Below are 20,448 nucleotides of genomic sequence, written 5' to 3'. Positions count from 1 at the left end.
GAATTGTATTCCAATAAATATAAAAATGGAATGATGTTCCAAAAATGAAATGGGGCGCCGTGCGGCGGCGTGCAGAAGCGGTGCACGATGCCGACGCCGCCCGCGAACCGGGTGCGCGTGGACGACGGCGCCGAGTTGAAGCCGTCGCCGCGCGCGGTCTAGCTGCTGTGACAGGCGATTCCGTTGTCACGACGTCGTAGAGCGTGACGCTCGACTGCGCGCACGGCGCTCGCGATCCGACCGCACGCGCTCAGGCGGCGGTATCGATCAGGAATGCGACCATCCGGTCGCAGACCCGCGCGAACATCTGCGTGCCCGTGACGGTTCGGCAGCCGCGGGCGCGCGCCGCTTCGATGAATGGCGTGAGCGGCGGCTTCGTGACGACGTCGCCAACGAAGGTCGTGGCCGGCACGCGCGACACGTCGACGGGCAGCGGATCGTCCGCCCGCATGCCCATCGGCGACGCATTGACGATCACGTCGAACGACTCGGGTGCGACGTCCGCGGCGGCGACGCGCACCGTGCCGCGCTGCAGCGTCGCCAGCCGGTCGACCAGCGATGCGGTGCGGGCCGCATCGTTGTCGCGCACGTCCAGCGACGCGACGCCCGCCATCACCAGCGCATGGCCGATCGCCGAGCCCGCACCGCCCGCGCCGACCAGCAGCGCGCGCTTGCCGCGCAGGTCGCAGCCTTCGTCGCCGAGCGCGGCGACGAAGCCCGTACCGTCGAACATGCCGCCGTGCCAGCCGCCGTCGGCGGTGCGGCGCAGCGTATTGGCCGCGCCGAGGAACGCGGCTTCGTCGGACAGGCTCGTGCAGAACCCGGCGGCGCTGAATTTGTGCGGCACCGTGATGATCACGCCGTCGACGTTGCGCATCGGCGTGATGCCCGCGAAGAAGGCCGCAAGATCGTCCGGCGCGACGTGCGCGGGGACGACCAGCGCGTCGAGTCCGGCCTCGCGCAGCGCGGCCGTCACGCCCTTGGGCGAACGGACCTGCGCGATCGGATCGCCGACGATGAAATGGACGCGGGTCGCACCGCTCAGGCCTTCGTCGAGCGAAACCGGCGTGGTCGGGGTCAAGGGGGCAGTCATGCTGTTTTCATCTCCTGGGTGGAACCGGCCTCGTCATGTACGATGCCGAGCAATTTCGCCTGGGTGGCGGTGTCCTGTTCGAGCGCGACCGCGCTGCTTTCGTGCGCGACGCGGCCGTTGACGAGCACGTACGCGCGATCGGCGATCGGCAGCACCATGTCGGCCTGGTGCTCGACGATCACGACGCTGGCGCGCTCGCGCAGCTTGACGACCGCGTCGAGCACTTCCTGCACGACGGCGGGGGCGAGCCCTTCGAACGGTTCGTCGAGCAGGATGGCCTTCGCCGGCGCCATCAGCGCACGGGCGATCGCCACCATCTGCCGTTCGCCGCCGGACAGGTGTTCGGCGCGCGCGTCCTTGCGCGTCGCGAGGCGCGGGAACAGCGCGAACATCTCGTCGACGCTCGCGCCGCCCTTGCGCGCGGCGAGCCGCAGGTTCTCGGCAACCGTCAGGTTGGGGAACAGCCGGCGGCCTTCGGGCACCATCGCGAGGCCGAGACGATTGATCTCGTGCGCGGGGCGCCCGGTGATGTCTTGGCCGTCGAACACGATGCGCCCGGCCGTGACGTCGGCGACGCCGGTCGCGGCGCGCAACGTCGTCGTCTTGCCGACGCCGTTGCGGCCGAGGATCGCGATCACTTCGCCTTCGTGCAGCGTGAGGTCGATGCCGTCGAGGATCGTGTTGCCGGTGTAACCGGCCTTCACGCCTTCGAGGCGCAGCAGCGGGCGTCGCGCCGGCGCGGCGTCTTCGTGCGGCGCGCCGCGTCGTGCGGCCAGCCGCGCATCGACCGGCCGCTCGCCCTTCGCGTGGCCGAGATAGGCTTCGACCACCTCGGGATGGCGCGCGACTTCGGCGGGCGAGCCGTCCGCGATCAGCCGGCCGCGATGGAGCACGCTGACGCGATCGGAGATCGTCAGCACGCGATCGATGTCGTGCTCGATCAGCAGCACCGCATGATGGTTGGCCAGCTCTCGGATGATCGCCGCCACGCGCACGCGATCGGCCTCGGCCAGCCCCGCGAGCGGCTCGTCGAGCAGCAGCAGGCGCGCGCGGGTCGCGAGCGACAGCGCGATTTCGAGCAGGCGCTGCTCGCCATGCGACAGGCTTTCGCAGCCGTGCGCCGCGCGATCGTCCAGCCCGACAGCCGCGAGCAGCGACCAGGTCAGCGCATTCTGTTCGCCGAGCGTGTGCGCGTCGCGCCACATGCCGAGGCGATCGTGCTGCGCGGCCTGTACGGCCACCCGCACGTTCTCGAACACGGTGAGGTTGCGGAACACGCTGAGGATCTGGAACGAACGGCTCATGCCGAGCCGCACGCGGCGGAACATCGCAAGCTTGGTCACGTCCTTGCCGTCGAACGTGATCGTGCCGGCCGTCGGCGACAACACGCCCGTCAGCATGTTGAAGAACGTGGTCTTGCCCGCGCCGTTCGGGCCGATGAAGCTGTGCAGCCGGCACGGATGGACGTCGAGGTCGATCTGTTCGGCGGTCACGAGCGAGCCGAAACGCTTCGACAGCCCGCGTACGCTCAGCACGGGCTTGTCCGAATCGGTGTCGATGCCGCCGGCGCGATACGGCGCGATCGTGTCGGGGCGCGCGGGAATCGTGTCGCGCACGAGGGTCCAGCGCGGGCGCCGCAGCAGGCGCTGCACGATGCCGTGGATGCCCTCGGGCGAGAAGAACGCGAACGCGATGATGATCGGCGCGAAGATCAGCCACCAGTGCTCGGTCAGGCTGCTGAGCTTGTCCTCGAGCAGGATGAACGCGATCGCGCCCCACAGCGGCCCGAGAAACTGGTGGACGCCGCCGAGCACGGTCATCAGCAGGCTGTCGCCCGCGTGCTCCCAGCTCAGGTTGTTCGCATACGCGCCTTGCAGCATCAGGCACAGCAGGCCGCCCGCGTAGCCGATCACGGCGGCCGAGATCACGAACGCGCGCAGCTTGAGCCGGTACGTGTCGTAGCCGAGGCTCGCCGCGCGCTGCTCGTTGTCGCGCAACGCCTGCAGCGCCCGCCCGAACGGCGCGTGCACGAGGCGCCACAGCAGATACGCGATGGCGATCACCGTCACGCACGCGAACACGTGGAAGTCGACGGTCGTCGGGAAGGTCGGGCGCGGCACGTTCTGCAGGCCGTTTTCGCCGCCGGTCACATCGGTCCACTTGAACGCGATCTCGAACGCGATCTGCGAGCAGGCGAGGGTGAGCAGCGAGAAGTACAGCCCGCGCCGGCGCAACACGATCGCGCCGATCAGCGCGGCCAGCACGGTCGTCACGATCACGCTGGCCGCCAGCGCGAGCAGTTCGTTGCCGAGCACGCGCAGCAGCGACACGGCGACCAGGTACGTGGCCGTGCCGAAGAACACCGATGCACCGAACGGCACGAGCCCCGTGTACGCGACCAGCAGGTTCACACCCATCCCGTAGAGCGTGTAGATCGCGATCTGGGTCGCGCGCTCGAGCGGCGTGCCGGTCGCGGTGAGCGCGAGCGACACGAGGACGAGCGCGGTGGTCAGCACCGCCACCGGGTGGCGGGTCAGATAGGCGAGTTTCATTCGAAGCGCTCCCAGCGTTCACCAAACAGCCCGCGAGGGCGCACGAGAAGGACGAGTGCCATCAGCACGTACATGGCGACCGACGAGCCCTCCGGAAAGAACTGGACGGCCAGCGCGGTCACGACGCCGACCAGCAGGCCCGCGACCACGGCGCCGGCGAACGAGCCGAGCCCGCCGATCGTCACGATCACGAACGCGGGCATCACGGCGGTCGTCGCCATTCCCGGCGTGACTGTGACGAGCGGCGCGGCGAGCACGCCGGCGGCGCCCGCGAGCAGCGCGCCGAGCGCGAACGCGCCGGTCAGCACGCGCGGCAGGTTGATGCCGAGCAGCCCGACCATTTCCGGATCGCGGCTGCCGGCGCGCAGGATCCGCCCGTACGGCGTGTAGTTCATGAACCACCACAGCACGACGAGGATCGCGACCGTCGCGGCGAGCACGAACAGCCGGTACTTCGTGATCAGCAGCGGCCCGTACACGAGAAAGCCGTTGAGCATCTCGGGCGGGCTGAACGGCAGGCCGCCCGCGCCCCACACGAGGCGCACCAGCGCGGTGAGCAGCAGCGACAGCGCGAACGTGACGATCAGGCCGAGCAGCGGCTCCTTGCCGTACAGGCGCCGGATGAACACCACTTCGATCAGCACGCCCACCGCCGCGACGAGCACCGGCGCGAGCACGACGGCAGCCCATCCGAACCGTGTCGACAGCGCGATCGCCAAATACGCGCCGAGTGCGAAGAGCGCGCCATGCGCGAAATTCACGATGCCGAGCAGCCCGCAAATGATCGACAGTCCGATCGCGAGCAATACATAGAGGAATCCCAGCACCAGTCCGTTGGCGACCTGGGACAACAACATTTCAGCCATGCCCTTACTCCAGAGTGCGGCCCGTCGCCGCCGCGCCGCGGCCCGTCGTGACGGGCGAGCGACGGGCCGCGACGCGCGCGGGATACGCTTGAGGCTGTGTCGGTCCGTGCGCCGCCGCGGCGGCGGGCGCGCGGGCTCAGCGCGCGGCCATCCTGCAGCCGATCTCGTCGCGCGTGCCGAAGAGACGGTCGAGGTCGGCGGGGTTCTGCGGCACGACGGAGATCGGGTCGAGCCAGTCCCATTTGTCAGAGATCCGGTCCTTCACCTTGAACACGCTCCAGCGCCGCAACAGCTGGTGGTCCCACGGGCGGAAATACGCGGGGCCGCTGCCGTCGGTGAGCTGAATGGTCTCCAGGCTCTGCACGATGTCCGCGCCGGACGTGCTCTTCGCGTGGTTGATCGCCTGCAGCAGCGCGCGCGCCGTGAACCAGCCGATCCAGGCCTTGTCGGCCGGCGGCTTGCCGTACTTCGCCGTGTACTTCTTGACGAACGCGACTTCTTCCGGCGAATGGCCCGGCGCGCTGAAATGCCACGGCTTGCCGTAAAAACCGGTCGCCGCATCGGCGTTGATCGACCACAGATCCGAGTCGCCGATGATCGGGCAGGCCACCGGGATCCGGCCTTTCATGCCCATTTCCGCGTATTGCTTCAGGAACGTCGACAGGTCGCCGCCCGGCAGCCCGAGCAGCACGACGTCGGGTTTCGACTGGCGGATCTTCAGGATGAACGAGCTGAAGTCGGTGGTGTTGAGCGGCGTGACGTCGGCGCCGGTGATCGAGCCGCCCGACTGCTTCAGCAGGTCCGACATCGCCCGCTGAATGTCCTGCCCGTACGCATAGTTCGCGACGAGGAAGTGCCATTTCTTGCCGATCGCGAGCAGCGACGGCGCGAGCGCGCGGCACGCGACGGGTGTCGGGCTCAGCACGCGGAACGTGTACGGGTTGCAGCTGCTGCCGGTCAGCTCGCGCGCGGCGGCGTTCGGCGCGATGTAGGGCGTCCTGGTGCGCCACGCGACCGACGACATCGCGAGCGACGTGCCGCTGTTCGTGCCGCCGATGACCGCGATCGCCTTGTCCTGCTCGACGAGCTTCTGCATGTTCTGCTGCGCCGACTGCGGATTCGGTTCGTCGTACCAGACGAGATCGACACGCCGGCCGCGCGCCTGGTTGCCCGCATCGTCGAGCGCGAGCTTGACGCCGTTCGCGATCACTTCGCCTTGTTCGGTCCACACGCCCTGCTTGGCCATCAGCAGGCCCAGCTTCAGCGGCTGCTCGCCCTGCGCGCGCACGATCGCCGGCGCGGCGAGCGCCGCCGCACTGCCGGCGAGCGCCTTGCCCGCGGTGACGAGCCACGCGCGGCGCGACAACGCCGGGCTGTCGGATGTGTCCGACGGATGGCTGGAAAGGGAGTCGTTCTGCTCGTGCTGGTCCGTCATGTGTCTGGCCTCCTGTTTCCTGGTCAAGGGTCGACTCCGCGCGGTCCGGGGGCGGGCCGCGCGACACGTGTCGAAATTTTTCGTGAATTCTAGTTAGAAGTGGAATAGCATTCAACAATCAAAGATGATTTCAATAAATCGGGGTATTCACCCGGTCGGTCCGGAATGAGAGCGACTCGACGCGATGCGGACGTCCCGAACAACGGAGATGACGAGATGGCAAGAAGACGGCTGGCAGTGATCGGTGCAGGCGCAATCGGGCGGATGCACGTGGAGCGCGCACGCACGCATGCGCAGGTGGAGGTGGTGGCGATCGCCGATCCATCGCCGGCGGCCGAGCAGTTCGCGCGTGCCGAGGGGCTGCGCGGGTTTGCCGATTACGCGGCGATGCTCGACGCGGTGCGCCCGGACGGCGCGATCGTCGCGACGCCGAATGCGACACACGTGGAGGTCGGCCTCGTATGCATCGCGCGCGGCGTGCCGGCACTGATCGAGAAGCCGGTATCGGACAGCGTCGCAGCGGCGGCCGAGCTGGGTCGCGCCGCACGCGAAGCCGGCGTGCCGCTGCTGGTCGGCCACCATCGACGCCACAACCCGATCCTGCGGCGCGCGCGCGAGATCGTGCAGTCGGGGCGGCTCGGCAAGCCGGTCGCGGCCAATGCGCTCGCGACGTTCTACAAGCCCGACGCGTATTTCGACGTCGAATGGCGCCGTCGCGCGGGCGGCGGCCCCGTGTTGATCAACCTGATTCACGACATCGACATCATGCGGTTCCTGCTCGGCGAGATCGTCGAGGTGCAGGCCCAGGCGTCCAATCGCGTGCGCGGCTTCGACGTCGAAGACACGGCCGCCGTGCTGCTGCGTTTCGACAGCGGCGCGCTCGGCACGCTGGCCGTGTCCGACTGCGCGGCCTCGCCGTGGAACTGGGATCTCGCGGCGGGCGAGGCCGCGCACTATCCGCGCCAGCAGGTGAACACGCATTTCCTGGTCGGCACGGATGCGTCGCTCACGCTGCCGCAGCTCGATCTGTGGGAATACCGCAGCGGGAAGGGCTGGCACGATCCGTTGACGGTCGAGCGCTGCACGCCGCATGGCGCCGATCCGTACCACGAGCAGTTGCGCCACTTCGCGGCGGTGATCGCGGGCGACGAGGCGCCCCTGTGTTCGGCCGACGACGCCGCGCGCACGCTCGCGGCGACGCTCGCCGTGCATCGCGCGGCCGCGACGCGCACGGGCGTGGCGCCCGCGGACGTCGCGGCGTAGCCGCAGGCGCCGGCCTAGCGCTGGCGCCGGTAGAACGCCACCGTCTGCCGCAGGCCGTCGTCGAGCGCGGTCCGCGGCAGGCCGGGCAGCAGGCGCTCGAGCGCGGGGTCGTCGGGGAACGCCGTCGCGATCGGCAGCGGCGGCCCGCCGGCATCGAGGTGCACGCCCGGCACGATGGCCGCGATCCGCTCGATCAGCGTGTTCACCGGGGTGATCTCGCCCGCCAGCGTGAATGCGTGCGCGCCGTCGATGTCGGTCAGCAGCGCGGCCTCGTAGGCGGCGGCGACGTCGTCGGCGAACACGAGGCCCGTCGCGCCGGTAAACGGAATCGTGTAGCGCTCGCCGTGCGCGGCCGCCCGGCACGCCAGGCTCGGCCCCGCGCTCGATCCGGTCTCGCGTCCGGCGCCGTAGACCACCAGCGGACGGAAGCCCACGCTCGCGATCCCGTGGTCGTGCCAGTACGCGCGCGCCGATCCTTCGCACGCCAGCTTGAACGCACCGTAGTGGGTTTGCGGCAGCGGCACGGTGCCGTCGTCGGGGCCGAACACGCCGGCGCTGCTCGCATAGAGCACGCGTCGCAGCCCGGCCGAGCGCGCGGCCTCGAACACGTTCAGCGTGCCGATCAGGTTGATCTGCGCGCCGCGCACGGGATCGGCCGCGCAGTCCGTCGTGAGGATGCCCGCGAGATGGATCGCCGCATCGCAGCCGTCGAATGCACGCGCCGTGGCGGCCGCGTCGGCGATATCGCCGGTGCGCCACTGCACGGCCGCGGCCCGTTCGGGCGCGAGCGCCTCGACGAGGCGAGGGTTGGTGCGCACGTCGAAACTCACGCATTCCATGCCGCGCGCCAGCAGCCTCCTGAGGATCCATGCGCCGAGAAAACCGCTGCCGCCCGTTACCAGTACTCGCATTGCGTTGCCTCCATGTCGTCACAAAGTCTTTGCTAAACCTTCTTTTGTGGAATAGTATTCCACTTCGAAAGAACATTCCATAGACGTCGCGATCGGATTGCATCCGGCGTTGGAGACACTGAACGGGCAAGACTGAACATGAAGCGTGAACCGATACTCGATTGCGACGTGCTGGTACTGGGCTCCGGCGCGGGCGGCCTCGCGGCGGCGGTCACGGCGGCGGCGCAGGGGTTGCGCGTGATCGTCGCCGAGAAGGAGGCCGTGTTTGGCGGCACGACCGCGTGGTCGGGCGGATGGATGTGGATTCCGCGCAATCCGCTCGCGACGCGGGCCGGCATTCGCGAGGACATCGAGGTGCCGCGCACGTACCTGAAGAACGAGTTGGGCGCGCAGTTCGATGCGGCCAAGGCCGATGCGCTGCTCGAACGCGGCCCGGAGATGATCGAATTCTTCGAGCGGAACACGGCCGTGCGCTTCGTCGACGGCAACCGCATTCCCGATTTCCACACCACGCCGGGCGCCGGCACGGGCGGGCGCTCGGTCTGCGCGATGCCGTTCGACGGCCGCGAGCTGGGCCCGCTGATCGACCGGTTGCGCGAGCCGCTGTCGGTGACGACGCTCAAGGGGATGGCGCTCGCGTCCGGCCAGGATCTCGCGCATTTCTATCGCGCGACGCGCTCGCTGAAGTCGGCGCTATATGTCGGCCGCCGGCTGGCCGCGTTCGGGTGGCACAAGCTGCGCTACGGGCGCTCGATGCATCTGGTCAACGGCAATGCGCTCGTCGCGCGCCTGCTGAAATCGGCCGCCGATCGCGGGGTCGACCTGCGCACGAATGCGAGGGCGATCGGTCTGGTGCGCGACGACGCACGCGTGACCGGTGCACGCGTGGCGATCGACGGCATCGTGCACGAGGTGCGCGCGGCGCGCGGCGTCGTGCTGGCTTGCGGCGGTTTCCCGCACGATCAGGCACGGCGCGCGCAGACGTTCGCCTACACGCCGTCGGGCCGCGAACACTGGTCGGCGGCGCCGCGCTGCAATACCGGCGACGGGATCAGGCTCGGTGAATCGATCGGCGCGCATGTCGACCGGTCGCTCGATGCGCCGGCCGCGTGGGCACCCGTCTCGCTGGTGCCGCAGCCGGGCGGCGATGCGGTCGCGTTTCCGCATCTGATCGAGCGCGCGAAGCCGGGCGTGATCGCGGTGACGCGCGCGGGCAAGCGCTTCGTGAACGAGGCGTCGTCGTATCACGACTTCATTTCCGCGTTGCTCGACACGACGCCGGCCGGTGAGGAAGTGTGCGCGTGGCTCGTTTGCGACCATCGCTTTCAGCGGCGCTACGGGCTCGGTTTCTCGAAGCCGTTTCCGTTCCCGACCGGCCCGTACCGGCGCTCCGGCTATCTCAAGCGCGGCGCGACGCTCGATGCGCTCGCGCGCGAATGCGGAATCGACGCAGCCTCGCTGACGGACACGGTATCGGCCTACAACCAGTACGCGAAGCAAGGCTGCGATCCGGCGTTTCACAAGGGCTCGACACCGTACAACCGCGTGCAGGGCGACGCGGACCAGCAGCCGAATCCGTGTCTCGCGCCGATCGAAGCGGGGCCGTTCTATGCGGTGAAGGTGTTGCCCGGCAGCCTCGGCACGTTCGCGGGCCTGGCCACCGATCGCGATGCACGCGCGCTCGACTCAGCCGGCCGGGCCATCGCCGGTCTCTACGCGGTCGGCAACGATTCGGCCAGCATGATGGGCGGCTGCTATCCCAGCGGCGGCATCACACTCGGCCCGGCGATGACCTTCGGTTATCTAGCCGGCCTTTCTCTCGCCGACGCCGCGCCCGAACCCGCGCGTGCCGGCATCGATTCATCCTCGAGGACAATGCAATGACACTGTATGACGTAGTGACGCTCACGGTGAAGATCGGCGCGAACGCGCAGGTCTTCGAAGGGATTCAGGCCAGCGGCGATCCGCAGGGCGGCAAGCTGCTCGGCGCGTGGTATTCGGACATCGGCACGCTCGGCCAGGTGCTGGTGCTGCGCGGCTATGAATCGGAGGCCGCGCTTGTCGCCGAGCGCAAGCGGATGCTGCTCGAAGGCAACCCGTTCGGCTGCGGCGAATCCATCATCGACGTGAAGACGGCCAGCTATGCGCTGTTCCCGTTCCTGCCGCCGATCGAACCGGCCGTGCACGGCGGCATCTACGAGATGCGCGTGTACGGCACGAAGCTCGGCAGCCTGCAGCACACGATCGACGTGTGGGAACAGGCGGTGCCGGAGCGCACCCGGCGCTCGCCGCTGGTCGGCGCGATGTATGCGCTCGACGGCGATACGCCGCGCTTCCTGAACATCTGGCCGTATGCGAGCGTGGACGAGCGTTCGCGCATCCGCGCCGAAGCGGTCAAGGACGGCATCTGGCCGCCGAAGGGCGGCCCGGCCCATCTCACGACCATGGAATCGACAATCTGCGTGCCCGCGCCGTTCTCGCCGTTGCGCTGAACGTGCCGCGTGTCGCGCCATGACGCTCAAGGAGACGATATGACCCAGCCTCAATCCCGCGCGCTGTCGCTGTCGGCGCTGACCGTGCTCGAACTGAGTCCGCCGCAGATGGTGCAATGCGCCGTCGACGCGGGCTACGACTACGTCGGACTGCGACTGCTGCCGGCTACCGACACCGAGGTTCGCCACGAGATCGTCGGCGATACGCGGCTCAAGCGCGAAACGCTCGCGGTCCTGCGCGATACGGGCATGCGCGTGCTCGACGTCGAGATCGTGCGGCTGAAGCCCGATACCGACGTGACGCATTACCTGCCGATGCTCGAAACGGCGGCGGAACTCGGCGCGCGCTACGTCCTCGTGGCCGGTAACGACCCCGACGAAGCGCGCACCGTCGAGCGGCTCGGCCGGCTCTGCGACCTGGCCGCGCCGCTCGGCCTGTCGCCGTCGCTGGAGCCGATGCCGTGGACCGACGTGAAGGACATCGGCGCCGGTGCGCGCATCGTCGACGCGTGCGGCCGGCGCAACACCGGGCTGATCGTCGACCCGATCCACTTCGATCGTGCCGGCTCGTCGCTCGACGCGTTGCGGGCGTTGCCGCACGCGTACTTCGGCTACGTGCAGTTCTGCGATGCGCCGGCCGCGCGGCCGACCGATGTCGACAGGCTGCTGTTCCAGGCACGCTGCGCGCGGATGGTGCCGGGCGAAGGCGGTCTCGACCTCGCCGGCCTCCTGCGCGCGCTGCCCGCGCAGTTGCCGGTGAGCGTCGAGGTGCCGAACGAAGCGTGGGCGAAGACGACACCCGCCGTCGAGCGGGCGCGCCGCCTGCGCGAAGCGACCGATGCCGTGATCGACGCGGCGGCCGTGCCGGCCTGATCGCGTAGCGGCCGCCTTCGCGGCCCAACGGGCCCGATCGGCGCCAGGCATTGCACTGGCGTGCGGATCGGGCATTCGAAACGATACAAGAACAACATCCCCGGAGACATCAGCATGACTACCTCGCAGACGGCCCGACGGCCCAGGCAAACCATTCAGGATCGCGAATCGAAAGATGCGCGATCGCTCGACGTTCAACAGTTTCTCGATACGCGGCCGGTGGGCTCGTTCCAGTGGCTCGTGCTGTTGTTGTGCATGCTGATCGTGATGCTCGACGGGCTCGACACGGTGATGATCGGCTTCATCGCGCCGTCGATTTCCAGCGCGTGGTCGATTCCGCGCGACGCGCTGGGCCCGGTGATGAGCGGCGGCCTGCTCGGTCTCGCGTTCGGTGCGCTCACGGCCGGCCCGATGTCCGACCGCTACGGCCGCAAGACGGTGATGGTCAGCGCGGTGATGTTCTTCGGCCTGTGGAGCATCGCGTCGGCGTTTGCGACCGGCGTGGTGTCGCTGACGGTGCTGCGCTTTCTGACCGGCATCGGCCTGGGCGCGTCGATGCCGAACGCGGCCACGCTGATGGCCGAATATGCGCCGCCGCGGCGGCGCGCGCTGATGGTGACGGCCGTGTTCTGCGGCTTTACCTTCGGGGCGGCTGGCGGCGGCTTCGTGAGCGCGTGGCTGATCGAAACGTGGGGCTGGCATTCGGTCCTGCTGCTCGGTGGCGTGCTGCCGGTCGCATACGTGCCCATCCTCGTCAAATGGCTGCCGGAATCCGCGCGCTATCTCGCGCTGTCGGAGCCGCGCCGCGCACGGCTCATCGGCGTGCTGAATCGCGTGCAGCCCGGCGTGGCCGACGCACGCACGCGTTTCGTGTCGGCCGAGCCGGTGCGCGATGCGCGCAGCCCCGTCCGCGCGATTCTGTCGCGCGAACATGCATTCGGCACGGTGATGCTGTGGATCTGCTACTTCGCGGGCTTGCTGACCGTCTATCTGCTCGGCAACTGGCTGCCGACGCTGATTCGCGGGCTCGGGTTTTCGCTCGCCGAGGCGGCGATCGTCGGCGCACTGTTCCAGGCCGGCGGCACGGTCGGCTCGCTGCTGATCGGCTGGCAGATGGACCGCTTCAATCCGCACGCCGCGCTCGGCGCGACCGTGCTCGCCGGCGGCGCACTCGCGTGGTACATGGGCGTGTCGGCCCATCCGTTCACCATGATCTGCGTGCTGGCGTTCGGCATCGGCTATTGCATGAACGGTTCGAATACGGGCTTCTGCGCGCTGGCGGCCGGCTCCTATCCGACGGAGATGCGGGCCACCGGGACCAGCTGGATGCTCGGCGTCGGCCGCTTCGGCGGCATTGCGGGCGCGATGCTGGGCGCGGCCATGCTTCATGCGAACTGGAGCTTCGGCCAGGTCTTCGCGGCGCTTGCGGTGCCGGCGGCCGTGGGCGGCGCAGCGGTGCTGCTCAAGGGCGTGCGCCATCGCGGCACGTTCGTGGCCGTGAGCGGGGCGGCCGGCCATTGACGGCGGGCGCGGCGCCACGGCCACGGTCGCGGCGCCGCGCAAATTCGCTTGAATTCCAGTGTGGAATTATGTTCTTATCTGACATTCACCATACGGACGAGAAGGCGCCATGGCAGGAAATCTCGAGCGTGCGCTCGCAGTGCTGGAATTACTGGCAAAGAACGGCGGCCGCATGCAGCTGGCCACCATTGCCGATACGCTGAACATTCCGCGCAGCGGCACGCATCGCCTGCTGTCGATGTTGATCGACGAAGGGTTCGTGCGTCAGGACGAAGAGCACGGCGAGTACATGCTGGCTCTGAAGCTGGTGTCGCTCGCGCTGATCTACCTGTCGACGAGCGGGGTGTTCGACATTTCCCAGCCGGTGCTCGATCGCCTGGCCGAGTCGTCCGGCGAACTGGCGCGGCTCGGTGTGGTCGAGGACGATCACATCACGTTCGTCGGCAAGGCGCAGGGCGCGAAATCCGGCCTGCGTTACGACCCGGACATGGGCAGCCAGCCGCCGCTGCATTGCACCGCGAGCGGCCAGGCATGGCTCGCGACGCTGCCCGACGAGCGCGCGATCGAGCTGGTGTCGAAGCAGGGCGGGCTCAGCGCGAAGACGCAGAACGTGCCGCGCGCGCCGAAGACGATCCAGCAGTTCCTGAAGGACCTGAACGGCGCACGCGAGCGCGGCTACGGCGTGGCGATCGAGACTTACGAGATCGGCATGACGTCGATTGCCGCAGCGGTGCGCAACCCGGTGACAGACGAAGTGGTCGGTATCGTGAGTCTGGCCGGCCCGACGAGTCGTTTGCCGGAGTCTCGCCTCAAGGAGCTTGCGCCGTTGCTGCTCGAGGCGGCGTCGGACATGAGCGCGGCCACGCTCGGCTCTCCGTGGTTCAAACGGACGGGTGCCGGCAGCGTGCCCGCGAAGCTGGAACCGGAGCCGGTGAGTGCACCGAAAACGCCGGCGCGCAAGCGAGCGGCGAAGTAGTCACGAGGCGCACGCGGCCGTATCGAAACGCTCGTTAGCCTCGATACAGGATTGCCGCTGAGCCCAATATGGGCAGGATTGCGGGCAGGAGGCTATCTGCGACTGCGGGAGTCTTATCTGGCGGGTCTGCGCGAGCGATGGTCGGAGTCGGCTGCCTTTCGCCATTCCGGCGCCATGCCCGTCATGCAGCGATCATGAAAAAAGCCCGCGTTTCCGCGGGCCTCGTGCACTCAGCAATTGCCTTTCTTCGCCTGCCCGGGCGGGCAGAACCCGTTCCCCGGCCCGCCCTGCGGCGCGATGACGACCGGCGGACCCGGAACGTATGCGACGCATCCGCTGAGCGTGCCGACCACACTCGCCGCGGCGAGCCATGCGATAACCCCTTTCTTCACTTCGTTCTCCCGTTATTGAGGAAAGGGCCGTGCGGCCCTTTCGTTGATGCTGCCGACGCGTCAGAAGCTGAAATTGACGTTCGACTGGCTGGTCGTTGCGTTGACGTTCGTCGATTGCGTGGCACCCGACGCTGCGTCCGCCTCGATCGTATATTGTGCCGCGGCGGTCGGCGACGCAGCCAGCGCGACCGGCAGCGAGCCCGAGTAAGTGCCGACGATCGGTGCGGCCGTGGGCACGTTGAGCGCATACACGCCCGTATCCAGGTTCGCGTTGATCGACGTGATCTCGTACGCGTTCGCATCGACGGTCTGCAGTGCCCGCACGAACGCGGCGGCGCTTGGCGTCACCGTGCCGCTGACCGTGCTCATCGTCGATGCCGGCAGCGCGATCGGGGCGTTCGACGCCGAAACCGCCGTGGTCGTGTTCACCACGACCGGAACCGAGCGCACGATGCCCGACGCGAAGTTGTTCTGCACGATCACGACGTCGTAGTTGCCTTGCGTCGAGCTCTGGATCAGCGGCGACAGCACGAACTTCCCGGTGCCATCGGCAACCGTGCCGCGGACTACCTTGCCGCCTTGTTCCGCATACACCGTCGCGCCGGCTTCCGCCGAGGCGACGTAGCCCGAGATCGCGCCGCTCACGACGGTCGGGATCGCGGTGACGACCGGTTTCAGCGCATACGTGCCGTTGCCGCGCTGGACGATCGACTTGCACGCGTTGAAGTCGAGCACGAGGTCGACGAGCGTGTTCGGTTGCACCGTGAACGGCTGGATGATCTTGTAGCCGCTTTGCGTCGCGCTCGGCGTCGCGAGCGCCTGTTCCGTGCCGCCCGTCGGGACGACCGAGTTCGCGAGGGTGTTGCCCTGGTTCGGCGCGAGAACGAGGCGGACCTGCTGATACTGGCCGGCCGGCAGCGCGGTCTGGCCGATATCGGCGAGCACGCCGTTGGTGAGCGACAGCAGGTCGATCTTCTGCGGTGTCGCCAGCGTGATCGTCGACCAGCCGGCATCGTTATCGGAAGCATTCGCATTCGCATTGACGCGAACCTGCGAGACGGTCACGAATACGTGATCGAAACCGCATGACGGTGCATCGGTCATCGCGACGTGCAGCGTGCCGGTTTGCACGCTGCCGCCGCCGTCGCCACCACCGCAGCCTGCGAGTGCAAACGGCACCATGGCCGCACATAGTGCGGCCTTCCAGAACGTGTTGTTCATTGTTATCTCCCCCTCCGATGTGATTGTGGGTGCAACGAAGCATAGCTTCGGGGCCCGTCCAGCATGTGGACAGCTTTGAAACGAAGCGTAAATTCTGCGTCGGAGCGTAAGGGCTGGCGCAATTCGAGGGGTATTCGCGACGCAATGGCTGGGAATGCGGCTCGCGAAGAATGAATCCGCGGAGGGTGAGTCGCCGGGACTCGGCGCATTTGCGATCGGCGAAAACTTGATCGGTGAAAGCACCGAATCCGCCCCGATTATTTCCCCGCTATAGTCGAAGCACGAACGGTAGACGCGACGCCATGCGCCGCCACCGTTCAGGTAATGACTGTAGACGGGTGCTGTATGAAAAACACAATCGAAAAGACCACCGGACCGGTGTGGGGTGTGGCGGCAGGCGTGCTCCTGGCTGCCGCGGGACTGAGTCTCGGCATCTTCCCGAAATCGCTGAACAGCGCGGGAACCGCAAACGACTTCCTGGCGTCCGGCGTCGCGATGCTCGGCATCTTCCTCGTCGTCTATTCCACGCACGAACTACGACGAAAACGCATGCACTGAGCGCCGGCGCGCAGAACGTTCCGGGCCGACTGGCTGCTCAGGAATGCGCCCGCCCGTCGGCGGCGCCGGCATCGACCAACAGATCGTCGACGATGATTTCGCCGGCCGCCCGGCCTGCGCGCAGCGCATCGACGCTGTCGTCGAACAGGCGGCCGCCATCGTCGCCAAGCCGGACCGGCGCCAGCAGGTGCGGCGCGATGCCGGCCGCGCGAACCTGCACGACCGCGACGAACCCGAACCGCAGCGGGGCGGGTGACGCGTGGTCGCGCGGTTCGTCGAGCCGGAATTCGCAGCGGACATCGATGGTGTATCCGCGGTAGGTGTACGCACTGTTCATCTGCAGCTCGCTCGGAAGGGAACGCGACGACGGACCGTGGGCGCATCATATCGGCTCGTTCGAGCCGGCGGGGGGTGTCTACTTACTTGGGGATGACTTGAGGATTTCGTGCTCGTAGACGAGTTCGACGATGCGCTTCGTCGGGATGCTTGCGCGCAGTTCGTCGATGCCGTCGATGCGAAACCACTTGCACTTCTCGATCTCGTTGCTCGCCTGGGCCGTATGCTCCGGGCCGACTTCGGCGAAGAACACGTGATGCACCTTCGCGAGCCCGGTGAACTGCATTGAATAGACGAGCGCCTGACCGGTGATGCCGGTCTCTTCCAGCAGTTCCCGATGCGCGGCCTCGAGCGGCGCTTCACCGCGCTTGATCGTGCCGCCGGGCAGCGCCCAGCGCGACGACACGCGCGCAACGAGCAAGACCTGCTGTTCGCGGTAGCACACGACGGTCGCGCGTTCCTTGACGGGGACCGCACTGGCTTCCGGCGCATTCGTGGAGACGGGGGCTTGAGGCATGAGCCGATTCTAGCGAGAGTCGGGCGCCCGGCCAAGTCGGGCTCGTCGAGCACGACGCGGCCCGTCGGCCGGGCCGCGTCGTCATGGAGTCCGTCGCGTTACTTCTGTTCCGGCAGGAACCAGTTCATCACGAGCGCGCAGATGCCGCCAGTGGCAACGCCCGATTCCAGCACGTTCTTCAGTGCATGCGGCAGGCTGTTCAGAATGTCCGGCACCTGCGACACGCCGAGACCGAGCGCGAGCGACACCGCGATGATCAGCAGCGCGCGGCGATCGAGCGGGATACCGGACAGGATGTTGATGCCCGATGCGGCCACCGCGCCGAACATCACCATCGCCGCACCGCCGAGCACGGGCTCCGGCACGGCCTGCAGCGCGCCCGCGACGACCGGGAACAGGCCGAGCACCACGAGCATGCCCGCGATCCAGATGCCGACGTATCGGCTCGCGACGCCGGTGATCTGGATCACGCCGTTGTTCTGCGCGAACACGGAGCTCGGGAACGTGTTGAACACGCCGGCCAGCAGCGAGTTCGCACCGTTCACGAGCACGCCGCCCTTGATCCGCCGCATCCACACCGGCCCTTCGACCGGCTCCTTCGAGATCTTGCTGGTGGCGGTGACGTCGCCGATCGCCTCGAGCGACGTGACGAGATAGATGATCAGCATCGGCACGAACAGCGACCACGAGAAGCCGATGCCGAAGTGCAGCGGCGTCGGGACCTGGAACAGCGCGGCCTGGTGCACGCCGGTGAAGTCGAGACGGCCGAGCACCGCGGCCGCGGCATAGCCGATCACGAGCGCGATCACGAGCGCGGTGCTGCGCACCCACACGATCGGCACGCGGTTCAGCAGGATGATGGTGCCGAGCACGAGGCACGACAGCGTCAGGTTCTGGGCGCTCGCGAACGTGCCGTTGGCCATCGCACCGTAGCCGCCGCCCATGCTGACGAGGCCGACCTTGATCAGCGTGAGGCCGATCAGCAGCACGACGATGCCGGTGACGAGCGGCGTGATCAGGCGCTTCACGAACGGCAGGATGCGCGACACGCTCATCTCGACGAACGAACCGGCGATCACGACGCCGAAGATCGCGGCCATCACGGTCTCGACCGGCGTGCCTTGCTTGACCATCACGCTGCCGCCGGCGATCAGCGGGCCGACGAAGTTGAAGCTGGTGCCCTGCACGATCAGGAGGCCGGCGCCGAGCGGGCCGAAGCGCTTGCACTGCACGAAGGTCGCGATGCCGGAAATCACCAGCGACATCGACACGATAAGGGTCGTATCTCGACTCGATACGCCGAGCGCCTGGCAGATCAGCAGCCCGGGCGTGACGATCGGCACGATGATCGCCAGCAGGTGCTGCAGCGCGGCGACGAAGGCGACCATCGGCGCCGGCCGGTCATTCGGGCCATAGACGAGGTCGTGCGACGGGTCTGCAGCGTCGGCGCCGTGGGAGGCGGATCGGGCGGGGGAGGCGGGTTGCATGGCGAGCGGGCCGGACAAGGTGGAAAGTGCGGCATTTTAGCCGAAGGGCCTGCCGGCGCCGCCCGGGCGATGCAATAGCCGGGATTCGGAAAACGGTGCCGGATCGGTGTTGACGAAGGCGCGGCACCGCTCGCTGCGTCAGCGTGCGCGGCGCGGTGCGCGCGTCGCCGGATACGCGCGTTTGCACACGTCGATGACGGCATCGCGCAGACGGCGATGCACGGGGTCGCCCTGCATGCGCGGATGCCACAGCGCGGCGATGAGGATCTCGGGCAGCCGGGCCGGTACCGCGAAGCTGCGCAGCCCCAGCGCGTCCACGAGCCCCGGCGTGAAGGCGTTGCCGAGGCTCGAGCGCGGCACGAGTGCAATCAGGTCGGTGCCGGCCGCGACGCGCATCGCATCGGGATAGCCGGGCACCACGACCTGCACGGTAGGGGTGGGCGCGAGCGTGTCTGCCGGATCGTTCGCCGGCCCGCCGAAATCGCCGAGTTGCGATGCGATCACGTGACGGCAGGCCGCGTAGCGCGCGGGGGTGATCCTGCCCGCCGCGAACAGCGAATGCCCGGCGCGCGCCACCGCGACGTGTGCATCGTGAAAGAGCTCGCGCGTGTGCAGCTCGGGTGCATCGTGGCCGCGCTTGCCGATTTCCAGGTCGACCGTGCCGTCGCGCAGCGGCGCCGGATCGCGGTCGAGCCTGGCAACGAAACGCACGCGCACGCCGGGTGCGAGTTCGCCGATTGCGGCGACCACCGGGCCGGCGAGCATGTCCATGAACGACGCCGCCGCGCGGATCGTAAACGTGGACGACAGCGTCGCCATGTCGATGTCGGCCGTTGCCGGCCGAAGCACGGCGCGCGCATCGCTCGCGATGGCATGCACGCGTTCGCGCAACGCCGTGGCGTGTGGCGTCGGCACGAGGCGGCGCCCTGCGCGCACGAGCAGTGGATCGCCCGTGGCGGTGCGCAGCCGCGTGAGCGTGCGGCTCATCGCGGAGGTGCTCAGTCCGAGCCGGCGCGCGGCACCGGTCACGCTGCCTTCGGTCAGCAGCACGTCGAGCGCGGTGACGAGGTTCAGGTCGATGTCTTCCATCCGGACAGCATACGACATCGAGCCGCGTGACATGGCGTTCGATGCAACCATGAATTGAATTCGGTGCGTCTGGTGCATGGGAGCGGGCGCGCCTATAGTGGCCGGATCACGGACACCGGCAAAGGTGGAACCCATGCAATCGACTGTAGCGAACCCCGGCACGCCATCGATCCTGCTCGTCGCGGCCTCGCGCGGCCTCGGGCTCGCGATGGCGGAGCAATTCCTGGACAAGGGCTGGCACGTCACCGGAACCGTGCGCGCCGGATCGGGGCGCACGAAGCTGCACGCGCTCGCCGAAAGCTGCGACGGACGGCTCGAGATCGAGACGCTCGACATCTGCGAGCCGGACCAAGTGGCCGCGCTGCGAGCACGCCTGTCGGGCCGGCGCTTCGACATGCTGTTCGTGAATGCCGGCACGACCAACGATCCGAACGAAACGATCGGCGAGGTCACGACCGGCGAGTTCGTGCGCGTGATGATCACGAATGCGCTGGCACCGATGCGCGTGATCGAGGCGTTGCAGGATCTCGTGACCGTGGACGGCCTGATCGGCGCGATGTCGTCGGGGCAAGGCAGCGTCGCGAACAACGTGAACGGGATGCGCGAGGTCTACCGCGGCAGCAAGGCCGCGCTGAACCAGTTCATGCGCAGTTTCGCGGCGCGCCAGGCCGGCACGCCGCGCGCGATGGTGCTGATGGCGCCGGGCTGGGTCCGCACCGAACTCGGCGGGCCCGGCGCGCGATTGACGATCGACGAAAGCGTGCCGAGCCTCGTGAACGTGCTGATCGGGAAGCAACGGCGCGCGGGGCTCGAGTACCTCGATTACCAGGGGCGCACGGTGCCGTGGTAGCGGCCGGCGCGGCGAG

Annotated in this window: 18 protein-coding genes; 8 read left to right on the top strand and 10 right to left on the bottom strand. The window is 68.2% G+C overall.

Annotation, left to right across the window (positions count from 1 at the left end; all coding sequences use genetic code 11):
* Positions 1 to 250: 250 nt before the first annotated feature.
* From DIE06_RS15475 to DIE06_RS15460, 4 genes are all read right to left on the bottom strand, one after another.
* Positions 251 to 1,093 (bottom strand): shikimate dehydrogenase, encoded by an 843-nt coding sequence (locus DIE06_RS15475; RefSeq protein ID WP_124662170.1) that lies wholly within the window; start codon positions 1,091 to 1,093, stop codon positions 251 to 253.
* The gene (locus DIE06_RS15470; RefSeq protein WP_124662169.1) at positions 1,090 to 3,645 is read right to left on the bottom strand and encodes a branched-chain amino acid ABC transporter ATP-binding protein/permease; all 2,556 of its coding nucleotides are present in this window, start codon (positions 3,643 to 3,645) and stop codon (positions 1,090 to 1,092) included. The genes DIE06_RS15475 and DIE06_RS15470 overlap by 4 nt, the downstream gene beginning before the upstream one ends.
* The gene (locus DIE06_RS15465) at positions 3,642 to 4,511 is read right to left on the bottom strand and encodes a branched-chain amino acid ABC transporter permease (RefSeq protein WP_124662168.1); all 870 of its coding nucleotides are present in this window, start codon (positions 4,509 to 4,511) and stop codon (positions 3,642 to 3,644) included. Before DIE06_RS15465 ends, DIE06_RS15470 begins: the two co-directional genes overlap by 4 nt.
* A 136-nt stretch (positions 4,512 to 4,647) precedes the next feature.
* On the bottom strand, positions 4,648 to 5,946 hold the full coding sequence (locus DIE06_RS15460) for an ABC transporter substrate-binding protein (RefSeq protein ID WP_124662167.1): 1,299 nt from the start codon (positions 5,944 to 5,946) through the stop codon (positions 4,648 to 4,650).
* 216 nt (positions 5,947 to 6,162) lie between these two features.
* Between DIE06_RS15460 and DIE06_RS15450 the strand changes: the two genes are divergently transcribed.
* Positions 6,163 to 7,209 carry a Gfo/Idh/MocA family protein gene (locus DIE06_RS15450; RefSeq protein ID WP_124662166.1) on the top strand — a complete coding sequence of 349 codons (1,047 nt, stop codon included), beginning with the start codon at positions 6,163 to 6,165 and terminating at the stop codon, positions 7,207 to 7,209.
* Positions 7,210 to 7,223: 14 nt separating this feature from the next.
* Here DIE06_RS15450 and DIE06_RS15445 read toward each other — a convergent pair whose 3' ends face one another.
* Positions 7,224 to 8,120 (bottom strand): NAD(P)-dependent oxidoreductase, encoded by an 897-nt coding sequence (locus DIE06_RS15445; RefSeq protein ID WP_124662165.1) that lies wholly within the window; start codon positions 8,118 to 8,120, stop codon positions 7,224 to 7,226.
* Positions 8,121 to 8,258: 138 nt separating this feature from the next.
* Here DIE06_RS15445 and DIE06_RS15440 point away from each other — a divergent pair, with 138 nt between their 5' ends.
* The 5 genes from DIE06_RS15440 to DIE06_RS15420 all read left to right on the top strand — a co-directional run bounded on the left by DIE06_RS15440 (position 8,259) and on the right by DIE06_RS15420 (position 13,982).
* Entirely contained in the window at positions 8,259 to 10,004 is a 1,746-nt protein-coding gene (locus tag DIE06_RS15440; protein ID WP_124662164.1) for an FAD-dependent oxidoreductase, read from the top strand.
* On the top strand, positions 10,001 to 10,612 hold the full coding sequence (locus tag DIE06_RS15435) for an NIPSNAP family protein (RefSeq protein ID WP_098553472.1): 612 nt from the start codon (positions 10,001 to 10,003) through the stop codon (positions 10,610 to 10,612). Before DIE06_RS15440 ends, DIE06_RS15435 begins: the two co-directional genes overlap by 4 nt.
* Before the next feature lie 39 nt (positions 10,613 to 10,651).
* Positions 10,652 to 11,485 (top strand): sugar phosphate isomerase/epimerase, encoded by an 834-nt coding sequence (locus DIE06_RS15430; protein ID WP_124662163.1) that lies wholly within the window; start codon positions 10,652 to 10,654, stop codon positions 11,483 to 11,485.
* A 114-nt stretch (positions 11,486 to 11,599) separates the two neighbouring features.
* Positions 11,600 to 13,006, top strand: coding sequence for an MFS transporter (locus tag DIE06_RS15425; RefSeq protein WP_124662162.1), 1,407 nt, complete (start codon positions 11,600 to 11,602; stop codon positions 13,004 to 13,006).
* A gap of 109 nt (positions 13,007 to 13,115) precedes the next feature.
* Positions 13,116 to 13,982 (top strand): IclR family transcriptional regulator, encoded by an 867-nt coding sequence (locus DIE06_RS15420; RefSeq protein ID WP_124662161.1) that lies wholly within the window; start codon positions 13,116 to 13,118, stop codon positions 13,980 to 13,982.
* Between the two features lie 452 nt (positions 13,983 to 14,434).
* On the opposite strand, the gene DIE06_RS15415 is transcribed toward DIE06_RS15420, so the two are convergent.
* Positions 14,435 to 15,595, bottom strand: coding sequence for a DUF4382 domain-containing protein (locus DIE06_RS15415; protein ID WP_124662160.1), 1,161 nt, complete (start codon positions 15,593 to 15,595; stop codon positions 14,435 to 14,437).
* A gap of 345 nt (positions 15,596 to 15,940) precedes the next feature.
* On the opposite strand from DIE06_RS15415, the gene DIE06_RS15410 reads away from it, so the two are divergent.
* Positions 15,941 to 16,153: a hypothetical protein gene (locus tag DIE06_RS15410; RefSeq protein WP_124662159.1), complete on the top strand. Its 213-nt coding sequence runs from the start codon at positions 15,941 to 15,943 to the stop codon at positions 16,151 to 16,153.
* A 37-nt stretch (positions 16,154 to 16,190) separates the two neighbouring features.
* Here the strand turns inward: DIE06_RS15410 and DIE06_RS15405 are convergent, their stop codons facing one another.
* The 4 genes from DIE06_RS15405 to DIE06_RS15390 form a co-directional block, all read right to left on the bottom strand.
* Positions 16,191 to 16,490 (bottom strand): hydrogenase maturation factor, encoded by a 300-nt coding sequence (locus tag DIE06_RS15405; protein WP_124662158.1) that lies wholly within the window; start codon positions 16,488 to 16,490, stop codon positions 16,191 to 16,193.
* Positions 16,491 to 16,568: 78 nt separating this feature from the next.
* Positions 16,569 to 17,006 (bottom strand): NUDIX hydrolase, encoded by a 438-nt coding sequence (locus DIE06_RS15400; RefSeq protein WP_124662157.1) that lies wholly within the window; start codon positions 17,004 to 17,006, stop codon positions 16,569 to 16,571.
* A gap of 98 nt (positions 17,007 to 17,104) precedes the next feature.
* Complete coding sequence (locus tag DIE06_RS15395; protein ID WP_124662156.1) at positions 17,105 to 18,493, bottom strand: nucleobase:cation symporter-2 family protein; 1,389 nt, start codon at positions 18,491 to 18,493, stop codon at positions 17,105 to 17,107.
* Between the two features lie 138 nt (positions 18,494 to 18,631).
* Entirely contained in the window at positions 18,632 to 19,582 is a 951-nt protein-coding gene (locus tag DIE06_RS15390) for a LysR family transcriptional regulator (protein WP_124662204.1), read from the bottom strand.
* Positions 19,583 to 19,715: 133 nt separating this feature from the next.
* On the opposite strand from DIE06_RS15390, the gene DIE06_RS15385 reads away from it, so the two are divergent.
* Positions 19,716 to 20,432 carry an SDR family oxidoreductase gene (locus DIE06_RS15385; RefSeq protein WP_124662155.1) on the top strand — a complete coding sequence of 239 codons (717 nt, stop codon included), beginning with the start codon at positions 19,716 to 19,718 and terminating at the stop codon, positions 20,430 to 20,432.
* Positions 20,433 to 20,448 lie beyond the last annotated feature (16 nt).

The organism is Burkholderia sp. Bp8998, from assembly GCF_003854235.1.
Taxonomy (GTDB): Bacteria; Pseudomonadota; Gammaproteobacteria; order Burkholderiales; family Burkholderiaceae; genus Burkholderia.
This window is presented reverse-complemented; position numbering and strand designations above follow the sequence as displayed.